Source organism: Acinetobacter sp. YH12049 (assembly GCF_013419875.1).
Classification (GTDB): domain Bacteria; phylum Pseudomonadota; class Gammaproteobacteria; order Pseudomonadales; family Moraxellaceae; genus Acinetobacter; species Acinetobacter amyesii.
This window is the reverse complement of record NZ_VOZH01000070.1, coordinates 1-8,300: the sequence shown is the minus strand read 5'-3', so window position 1 is coordinate 8,300 and position 8,300 is coordinate 1. Positions and strand designations below refer to the sequence as shown.

The window sequence follows — 8,300 nt, the reverse complement described above, 5'->3', positions numbered from 1 at the left end:
GCCAGGCCTCAGCATTTTATTATGGTGATCCCCTGGGCGAAATGCGCCTGGTAAGCAGAGTTTTTGAAATGTAAGGCCTTTGAATAAGACAAAAGGCTGCCTCATCGCTAACTTTGCAACAGTGCCAGCCTACGATTTCCGTTGCGACTATTGTCGTAATTGGATGAACTATTATCGTAGTTGCTCTCAGAGTTGTCGTAATTTGATGGACTATTGTCGTAATTGCTTATGGAGTTGTCGTAGTTGCTTGGAGAAATGTCGTAGTTGGATGGGGAGTAGTCATAGGGAAGACGAGCTTCATCCACTAAAACAATTGGCAGGTCAGCAAGTGCCTGCCCCGATGCCATCGCAAGTACGAGGCTTAGAACCACCTTCAACAGATCGCGCATAGTCTTCCCCAGCTCTCTAACGCTTGAGTTAAGCCGCGCCGCGAAGCGGCGTCGGCTTGAACGAATTGTTAGACATTATTTGCCGACTACCTTGGTGATCTCGCCTTTCACGTAGTGAACAAATTCTTCCAACTGATCTGCGCGCGAGGCCAAGCGATCTTCTTGTCCAAGATAAGCCTGCCTAGCTTCAAGTATGACGGGCTGATACTGGGCCGGCAGGCGCTCCATTGCCCAGTCGGCAGCGACATCCTTCGGCGCGATTTTGCCGGTTACTGCGCTGTACCAAATGCGGGACAACGTAAGCACTACATTTCGCTCATCGCCAGCCCAGTCGGGCGGCGAGTTCCATAGCGTTAAGGTTTCATTTAGCGCCTCAAATAGATCCTGTTCAGGAACCGGATCAAAGAGTTCCTCCGCCGCTGGACCTACCAAGGCAACGCTATGTTCTCTTGCTTTTGTCAGCAAGATAGCCAGATCAATGTCGATCGTGGCTGGCTCGAAGATACCTGCAAGAATGTCATTGCGCTGCCATTCTCCAAATTGCAGTTCGCGCTTAGCTGGATAACGCCACGGAATGATGTCGTCGTGCACAACAATGGTGACTTCTACAGCGCGGAGAATCTCGCTCTCTCCAGGGGAAGCCGAAGTTTCCAAAAGGTCGTTGATCAAAGCTCGCCGCGTTGTTTCATCAAGCCTTACGGTCACCGTAACCAGCAAATCAATATCACTGTGTGGCTTCAGGCCGCCATCCACTGCGGAGCCGTACAAATGTACGGCCAGCAACGTCGGTTCGAGATGGCGCTCGATGACGCCAACTACCTCTGATAGTTGAGTCGATACTTCGGCGATCACCGCTTCCCTCATGATGTTTAACTCCTGAATTAAGCCGCGCCGCGAAGCGGTGTCGGCTTGAATGAATTGTTAGGCGTCATCCTGTGCTCCCGAGAACCAGTACCAGTACATCGCTGTTTCGTTCGAGACTTGAGGTCTAGTTTTATACGTGAACAGGTCAATGCCGCCGAGAGTAAAGCCACATTTTGCGTACAAATTGCAGGCAGGTACATTGTTCGTTTGTGTCTCTAATCGTATGCCAAGGAGCTGTCTGCTTAGTGCCCACTTTTTCGCAAATTCGATGAGACTGTGCGCGACTCCTTTGCCTCGGTGCGTGTGCGACACAACAATGTGTTCGATAGAGGCTAGATCGTTCCATGTTGAGTTGAGTTCAATCTTCCCGACAAGCTCTTGGTCGATGAATGCGCCATAGCAAGCAGAGTCTTCATCAGAGTCATCATCCGAGATGTAATCCTTCCGGTAGGGGCTCACACTTCTGGTAGATAGTTCAAAGCCTTGGTCGGATAGGTGCACATCGAACACTTCACGAACAATGAAATGGTTCTCAGCATCCAATGTTTCCGCCACCTGCTCAGGGATCACCGAAATCTTCATATGACGCCTAACGCCTGGCACAGCGGATCGCAAACCTGGCGCGGCTTTTGGTACAAAAGGCGTGACAGGTTTGCGAATCCGTTGCTGCCACTTGTTAACCCTTTTGCCAGATTTGGTAACTATAATTTATGTTAGAGGCGAAGTCTTGGGTAAAAACTGGCCTAAAATTGCTGGGGATTTCAGGAAAGTAAACATCACCTTCCGGCTCGATGTCTATTGTAGATATATGTAGTGTATCTACTTGATCGATCAGGCTTTTGTATATCTCCCCACCACCTGAAACAATGACATGATCCGTTATTTTCTTTAGGTTGGTTAAAGCATCTTTAATTGATGGAAAGATCAATACGTTCTCATTGTCAGATGTAAAACTTGAACGTGTTACGACCGCATACTTTCGGTTGGGTAATGCTCCCATTGATTCAAAAGTCTTGCGTCCAACCAACAGCCATTGGTTATAGGTAATAGCTTTAAACAGGAGCTGTTCACCTTTGGCACTCCATGGAATATCAGGGCCATTCCCGATAACTCCATTCTTCGATATAGCTACCATTAGTGATAGTTTCACAATTCTTCCTCAGAGGTTAACATTTTATTAGTAAGCATGCTCGTTTTGTCACCCGCTGATGCTTACCGTTAATTAATATAATCACTTGTATTAAATAGACTTTCTTTAAAAATACAAGACACTCTGTTATTACAAATCGTGCATGCCGTCTATCCTGCTTGCACGATGCACATTATCTCACCCAAAGAACTCATAACATTTTAATTTATTTAGCATTAAATTAAAACTCTACCGGTAAACAAGCATCTCTAGGCGTAAAAAACAGGCACTTTTTTAAATCCCAGCTAGAATAGGCTGTATAGGCAGACAGTTGCAAGACAAGGAGCGTTTTATGTCTAACAGTCCATTTTTAAATTCTATACGCACGGATATGCGACAAAAAGGTTATGCGCTGAAAACTGAAAAAACTTACCTGCACTGGATTAAGCGTTTTATTCTGTTTCACAAAAAACGTCATCCTCAGACCATGGGCAGTGAAGAGGTCAGGCTGTTTTTATCCAGCTTAGCAAACAGCAGACATGTAGCCATAAACACGCAGAAAATCGCTTTAAATGCCCTAGCTTTTTTGTACAACAGGTTTTTACAACAGCCGTTGGGCGATATTGATTATATCCCTGCAAGCAAGCCTAGACGGCTACCCTCTGTTATCTCTGCAAATGAAGTGCAACGCATTTTGCAGGTTATGGATACTCGCAACCAAGTTATTTTTACGCTGCTGTATGGTGCAGGTTTGCGCATTAATGAATGCTTGCGTTTGCGGGTTAAAGATTTTGATTTTGATAATGGCTGCATCACTGTGCATGACGGTAAGGGTGGGAAAAGCAGAAACAGCCTACTGCCCACGCGCCTAATCCCAGCAATAAAATAACTCATTGAGCAAGCGCGGCTTATTCAGCAAGACGACAACTTACAAGGCGTAGGGCCATCGCTGCCTTTTGCTTTAGATCACAAATACCCTTCTGCTTATCGACAAGCGGCGTGGATGTTTGTCTTTCCCTCCAGCACGCTCTGCAACCACCCGTATAACGGCAAATTATGCCGCCATCATCTGCATGACTCCGTTGCGCGAAAGGCATTGAAGGCAGCCGTACAAAAAGCAGGCATCGTTAGCAAGCGTGTCACTTGTCATACATTTCGTCACTCGTTTGCTACGCATCTATTACAAGCGGGGCGTGATATTCGCACTGTGCAAGAACTCTTAGGGCATAACGATGTTAAGACCACGCAAATCTATACGCATGTGTTGGGTCAGCATTTTGCCGGCACCACCAGTCCTGCGGATGGACTGATGCTACTTATCAATCAGTAAAAGTAGATAAATATCTTTATGTAGCCCTGAGTAGCCCCTGATACTTTTTATGGTGAAAAAGATAAACAATCATAGAGGGGATAAATATGAGCCAGTTCTACCATTGTTCAGATAAGTTTAAGCAAGATACTGTCAATCACAGTGACCATTCATGGTCATTACACTTCCTCCAGTTGCCAGACAATGCCTAACATAAAAACGCAAAAGCCCAAAAGTCAGAGCTTAGGTGTTCTAGGCGTTTTCTAAGCGCTGAAGAAATACGTCTTACCGTAGATTGCGTGCGTTTCTGAAGCACATTTTCCTTATACATGGCTTTATCCCAGGCAGCTTCATCAAGCTCTTGGAGTAACAAGCCAGTAATAATGCGACACTCTCGGGTTTGTAGCGAGCCGCTGGTGAGATCGGAGTTATAGCGGAAAGGGGTCATTTGTAATTATTTGTGGGTGGAGGATAGTTAACTTATTATTGTAGTTGGAAGAGGCTGCTTTCCAAACATTAGCACCTCGTAATGCTTGTTACTGTATATTAATTTATGCTCTTAGCGCATGTTAATGGGCTATTACAATGCATAATGTCCACATCAAGATAACTGTGGCTTAACACCTGTACAAGCGAAAAAAATCAATCACCTGTCCGGAAATACGGGATCACTGTAAAGTGTTGGTGAGGCAGTCTAGGAGGGGGATTTAATTTGGGATACTGATGAAAGGATTATGATCAGTTGGATATAGGATCGTACTAAGCTGAGCGGCAGGTTAGCTAGATTAGTTAACCAGATAAGTGAAATCTAGTTCCAAACTATTTTGTCATTTTTAATTTTCGTATTAGCTTACGACGCTACACCCAGTTCCCATCTATTTTGTCACTCTTCCCTAAATAATCCTTAAAAACTCCATTTCCACCCCTCCCAGTTCCCAACTATTTTGTCCGCCCACAGCGCCGACCCACGATGAGCTGAATACCCTCGTCCACACGCTTAGCCATCGCATTGCTCGCTGTCTGGAAAAGCGAGGCGTATTAGAGCGCGATGCCGAGAATACCTGGTTGACTCTGGAAGAGGAGGAAGGCGATGTGCTGACGCAACTGCAGGGCGCATCAGTGACCTATCGCATCGCCACCGGTCCTCAGCAGGGGCGCAAGGTCTTCACCCTACAAACCTTACCGGGGCGAGAGAATCAGGCCGACACCAACAGCCGAGTGGCGAACTATGCCGGCTTCTCGCTACACGCCGGTGTCATGGCCGAAGCGCATCAGCGAGATAAGCTTGAGCGCCTGTGTCGCTATATCAGTCGGCCAGCGATCTCGGAAAAGCGTCTGGCATTGACCGCCAATGGACAAATCCGCTACGAGCTCAAAACCCCTTACCGCAATGGCACTACGCATGTGATCTTCGAACCACTGGATTTCATTGCCAAGCTAGCGGCTTTGGTACCCAAGCCTAGGGTCAACCTTACTCGATTCCACGGGCTTTTTGCACCGAACAGCAAACACCGCGTTCAAGTAACACCCGCTAAGCGGGGCAAAAAGCCCGATCAATCGGAAGGTCTCGATACTGGCTGGTGTGACAAGAGCCCCGCAGAGCGCCACCGCGCTATGACCTGGATGCAACGACTCAAGCGTGTTTTCAACATCGACATCGAGGTCTGTGAACACTGCGGTGGCCAAGTCAAAGTGATTGCAAGCATTGAAGACCCGAAGGTGATTGAGCTGATTCTTAATTACCTCAGGCAGAAAGCCGCTAAGGTTGACGCTGCCAAACAGCACGAATTGCCGCCAGAGCGAGCCCCGCCACTGACTCCCAGCCTGTTCGACCCATCGCAGACTTGCCTATTTAATTGACGCGCCTAAGTTCTCAATCCATGCACTGTCAGCCTTTGCGGCAGGCCGGTGGGGCAACTGTCGGCTAGAGATCCATTCGCCAGGCACTTTTCGGTCAAATCGACCAAAATACGACCTGCTTTAGGCGCTGTGAAGCTAAATTCTGGGGCTTAGGCAATAAAAATGAGCAGCAATTTCGGGTATGATACTTCAGCTTAGGGGTGAAAAGGTGCTTTATACTTCCTATACTCTGAAAGAATTAAAGAGTTATTATTCGAAGCTGTTGCTGATCGAGTCACTCGATTTTAATTTAGACTAGATAAAGATATATGAAGGTGGTTATCTATGACAGAAAGAATAATTCGTTTTAATGATGTTTATATTTGTACTGAGAGTTTTGGAGATACTAATGATCCAACTATCTTATTAATAATGGGAGCTACTTCATCAATGATTTGGTGGGAAGAAGACTTTTGTAGGAAGCTAAGCAATCAAGGGTTTCATGTTATACGTTATGATAATCGGGATGTAGGCAAATCAATTACTTATGAGTATGGTCATCCAGAATATACCTTTGAGGATTTAGCTGATGATGCAATTCAGGTACTAAATGCGTATAGGGTTGATAAGGCTCACATAGTCGGTATGTCGATGGGTGGAATTATTACGCAGATAGTAGCTCTTAAACACCCCCATAGAGTTCTTACAATTTCACTAGTTATGACATCGAACTATGATTCTAGTCTTCCTAAGAAGGATAGCAAAGTAACAGAAGTTTTTGCCAAAATTAACATCAACAACTGGGAAGATAAAGAGGAAGTTATCAAGTATGTTATGGATAGGAGTAAAGTTCTCGTAGGAACTAAGCATCCATTTAATGAAGAGAAAATAAGGAAATTAGCTGGGAGGGATTTTGATCGAGCTAGTAATATGGAGAGGATGGAAAACCATGGATATGTAAAAGGATGGGGATTATATTTATCTAGAACCCATCAAATTAATGTTCCTACACTAGTTATTCATGGGACTGATGATCCTATTATACCTCATGAGCATGGAGAGCATCTTTCTAAAATTATATCTAATGCTGTGCTAGTTAGCCTGGATGGTACTGGGCATGAGCTACACAATGATGATTGGGATGAAATTATTAATGCTTTATCCAAGCATGCTGAAAGTTTATAATTGCTATATAAAAGCTAAAGTCGGGAGTGATTTTTAATGAGTAAAGATATTAAACAAGTAATTGAGATAGCAAAAAAACACAATCTTTTTCTAAAAGAAGAAACGATACAGTTTAATGAATCAGGGCTTGATTTTCAAGCTGTTTTTGCACAAGATAATAATGGAATTGATTGGGTTCTAAGATTGCCTAGACGGGAAGATGTGATGCCTAGAACAAAGGTAGAAAAACAAGCTTTGGATTTGGTAAATAAGTACGCTATATCCTTTCAGGTACCAAACTGGATCATTTACACAGAGGAACTAATAGCTTATAAAAAGTTAGATGGTGTGCCAGCAGGTACGATAGATCATAACATAGGTAACTATATTTGGGAGATAGACATAAATAATGTTCCAGAATTATTTCACAAGTCGCTAGGTAGGTTGCTAGCAGCGCTTCATAGCATACCTAGTAATAAAGCCACGGAGCTTGACATTGTAGTACACACACCGGAAGAAGCAAGAATGTCAATGAAGCAGCGTATGGAGGCGGTAAGAGCAAAGTTTGGGGTAGGTGAGAATCTATGGAACAGATGGCAAGCATGGATGAATGATGATGATATGTGGCCTAAGAAAACTGGGCTGATTCATGGAGATGTACATGCTGGACATACTATGATTGATAAAGATGCTAATGTGACTGGATTAATCGATTGGACTGAAGCTAAGGTTACAGATATTTCAAATGACTTTGTTTTCAACTATAAAGCTTTTGGGGAAGAAGGGTTAGAAGCTTTAATTCTTGCTTATAAGGAAGCTGGTGGATATTACTGGCCTAAAATGAAAGAGCATATTATCGAACTTGACGCAGCATACCCAGTTTCAATCGCTGAGTTTGCATTAGTGTCTGGCATTGAGGAATATGAACAGATGGCAAAGGAAGCATTGGAAGTGCAAGGTTCGTAAGCGGTGTAAAGTAGTTATCGATATGTTCCCACCTACCGACTATGGTAAATATTGCAACGTAATAAGTCAATAATTAGGTCTTGAGTTTCCATAAATTGTATTTGAAATATGAATGATGAATTAAGTTTTGACTTTATTGGCTATTGAAGGGTATACGCAGCGTGAAATTGCAAGAAAGATGCACTGTTCACAAAATGCCATATTTAAAAGATTAGTAAAAATAAAAGGAATTTTGAAAGAAAAATAAAATATTTTTCAAAAATGGTTGACAAAAAGGTCTCCTCCTTGCCTACACATTGAGGGGATCTTTTTTATTATTCCCTGTCTTGTACTTTGAAAGTAATAGTTTCAGCAACATTATAAATTACAATGAATAAAACTTTTAATTATTACATTGTTTGAAGGTTTTATTGATCGTAGTTTTCATTTATAATCTAAAGTTAAAGAATAAATGTTTTATTAAAGATTAAGAAAGAGATTTTCCATGAAGGAAACCTTCCGCCAAGGGGGTACTATCGGCACTGTTGCAAATAGTCGGTGGTGATAAACTTATCATCCCCTTTTGCTGATGGAGCTGCACATGAACCCATTCAAAGGCCGGCATTTTCAGCGTGACATCATTCTGTGGGCCGTACGCTGG

At 43.6% G+C, this 8,300-nt stretch carries 8 protein-coding genes and 2 pseudogenes; 6 read left to right on the top strand and 4 right to left on the bottom strand.

All coding sequences use genetic code 11. The annotated features are described in order from the left end of the window. Nucleotides 1-79 precede the first annotated feature (79 nt). Nucleotides 80-391, top strand: a complete 312-nt coding sequence (locus tag FTU05_RS16805; RefSeq protein WP_180166111.1) for a hypothetical protein — start codon at nt 80-82, stop codon at nt 389-391. A 26-nt stretch (nt 392-417) separates the two neighbouring features. On the opposite strand, the pseudogene aadA1 reads toward FTU05_RS16805, so the two are convergent. The 3 genes and pseudogenes from aadA1 to dfrA1 form a co-directional block, all read right to left on the bottom strand. After that, nucleotides 418-1,253: pseudogene (aadA1, locus tag FTU05_RS16800) on the bottom strand (ANT(3'')-Ia family aminoglycoside nucleotidyltransferase AadA1). A 57-nt stretch (nt 1,254-1,310) separates the two neighbouring features. Then, on the bottom strand, nt 1,311-1,835 hold the full coding sequence (gene sat2, locus FTU05_RS16795; protein WP_000704156.1) for a streptothricin N-acetyltransferase Sat2: 525 nt from the start codon (nt 1,833-1,835) through the stop codon (nt 1,311-1,313). A gap of 94 nt (nt 1,836-1,929) precedes the next feature. After that, nucleotides 1,930-2,403 carry a trimethoprim-resistant dihydrofolate reductase DfrA1 gene (dfrA1, locus tag FTU05_RS16790; RefSeq protein WP_000777554.1) on the bottom strand — a complete coding sequence of 158 codons (474 nt, stop codon included), beginning with the start codon at nt 2,401-2,403 and terminating at the stop codon, nt 1,930-1,932. Nucleotides 2,404-2,734: 331 nt separating this feature from the next. Between dfrA1 and intI2 the strand changes: the two are divergent. Further along, nucleotides 2,735-3,712: pseudogene (gene intI2 / locus FTU05_RS16785) on the top strand (class 2 integron integrase IntI2). Nucleotides 3,713-3,899: 187 nt separating this feature from the next. Here intI2 and FTU05_RS16780 read toward each other — a convergent pair. Continuing rightward, the gene (locus FTU05_RS16780; RefSeq protein ID WP_001353740.1) at nt 3,900-4,139 is read right to left on the bottom strand and encodes a BrxA family protein; all 240 of its coding nucleotides are present in this window, start codon (nt 4,137-4,139) and stop codon (nt 3,900-3,902) included. Between the two features lie 449 nt (nt 4,140-4,588). Between FTU05_RS16780 and FTU05_RS16775 the strand changes: the two genes are divergently transcribed. The 4 genes from FTU05_RS16775 (at nt 4,589) to FTU05_RS18135 (ending at nt 7,907) form a co-directional block, all read left to right on the top strand. Next, complete coding sequence (locus FTU05_RS16775; protein ID WP_373685330.1) at nt 4,589-5,551, top strand: transposase; 963 nt, start codon at nt 4,589-4,591, stop codon at nt 5,549-5,551. Between the two features lie 324 nt (nt 5,552-5,875). After that, complete coding sequence (locus FTU05_RS16770) at nt 5,876-6,715, top strand: alpha/beta fold hydrolase (RefSeq protein ID WP_180136612.1); 840 nt, start codon at nt 5,876-5,878, stop codon at nt 6,713-6,715. Nucleotides 6,716-6,751: 36 nt separating this feature from the next. Beyond that, nucleotides 6,752-7,660: an Mph(B) family macrolide 2'-phosphotransferase gene (locus FTU05_RS16765; protein WP_180136611.1), complete on the top strand. Its 909-nt coding sequence runs from the start codon at nt 6,752-6,754 to the stop codon at nt 7,658-7,660. Between the two features lie 127 nt (nt 7,661-7,787). Next, nucleotides 7,788-7,907, top strand: a complete 120-nt coding sequence (locus tag FTU05_RS18135; RefSeq protein WP_180136610.1) for a sigma-70 family RNA polymerase sigma factor — start codon at nt 7,788-7,790, stop codon at nt 7,905-7,907. Nucleotides 7,908-8,300: the final 393 nt, after the last annotated feature.